Source organism: Methanoregula sp. (assembly GCF_002835825.1).
GTDB lineage: Archaea > Halobacteriota > Methanomicrobia > Methanomicrobiales > Methanospirillaceae > Methanoregula.
On record NZ_PIZH01000642.1, the window covers coordinates 1 to 1,184 of the forward strand.

The 1,184-nt window shown below is 58.0% G+C and carries 2 protein-coding genes; both read right to left on the minus strand.

Features of this window, described 5'->3' with window-relative positions; genetic code table 11:
* Nucleotides 1–970, minus strand: a 970-nt coding sequence (gene purF / locus CW742_RS14060) for an amidophosphoribosyltransferase (protein ID WP_292421454.1), incomplete at its 3' end; no start/stop codon positions are given.
* A 10-nt stretch (nucleotides 971–980) separates the two neighbouring features.
* On the minus strand, nucleotides 981–1,163 hold the full coding sequence (locus CW742_RS14065) for a 50S ribosomal protein L37e (protein WP_292421455.1): 183 nt from the start codon (nucleotides 1,161–1,163) through the stop codon (nucleotides 981–983).
* Between the last annotated feature and the right edge of the window lie 21 nt (nucleotides 1,164–1,184).

Genomic DNA, 1,184 nt, shown 5'->3' on the forward strand with positions numbered 1-1,184 from the left:
CCCTCTCCTTCTGCGTGGGCATGATGAACGTCCGGCCCATGTACCGGTTCTTCATAAGGCACTCGACATAGGGGATTTTCGACTGCTCCGCGTACCCGATGGCATATGCCGTCCCGGAGTCGGGCAGTGCCCCCACTGTATCGGCCTCCACGGGCGCCTCCTCGTGGAGCTTCGCTCCGATCCTCCGGCGCACGTCATACACCAGCACCCCGTCGATGACCGAATCGGCCCGGGCAAAGTAGATGAACTCGAAGATGCAGTGGGCGCACCGGCCGGCAACCGCGATCTGCGTGTAGTGGATCCCGTCCGCATCGAGACGAATGAGTTCGCCGGGCTTCACATCGCGGATGAAGGTTGCCGCCAGCGCGTCTATCGCCACGCTCTCGGACGCGACCATATACCCGTTCGCGGTCTTTCCGATGCAGAACGGCTTGATCCCGAGCGGGTCGCGGAAGGCGTAGATGATCCCATCGATCAGCATCACGACCGAGTACGAGCCCTGCATCTTCCTCATGCAGACGTGGACCGCGTCCTCCACGATCCCCGTCCTGCCGATCTCGTCCATGAGGATCCTGGCAATGATCTCAGTATCGGTGGTGGTTGTGAAGATCTGGCCGGTCTTCTCGTACTCTGCCCGGATTTCGGCGATGTTCACGAGGTTGCCGTTGTGGGCGATGGAGATGTAGTGGTCCTGGAACCGGAAGTTGAGCGGCTGTATGTTCTCGGGAAGGTTTGAGCCCGTGGTCGGGTACCGGACATGGCCGATACCGGCATTGCCCTTGAGATCGGATAAAACAGGAGGAGAAAAGACATCGGCAACAAGCCCGCTTCCTTTGAACTTGTGGAGGCTTTTACCGTCAAATGTGGAGATCCCTGCGCTCTCCTGCCCCCGGTGCTGGAGAGCGTACAGGGCATAATAGAGTTGGATGGATACCCCGCCAGCATCGACGATGCCAACGATTCCGCACATGGTTCAACTCTTAATGCGTCGGTACTTTGGGTCGTTTGGTGGTCCACTTGTAGCTGGCCAGTTTTGCGCTCCTGCCAAAACCACAGGCAGAGCAGACTTTCTTCTGGGCATGGTACGAGATCTTACCGCAGCGCCGGCAGGCGATGTGGGTCTTCTTGTTCATCTTGCCCATTGATGGAGTGCCTTTTGACATGTTCTTTCACCTATATTTGTT

Bases quoted from the DNA above. Each gene is read 5' to 3' on its own strand.
- CW742_RS14065 (WP_292421455.1), bottom strand. From the start codon at position 1,163: ATGTCAAAAGGCACTCCATCAATGGGCAAGATGAACAAGAAGACCCAC.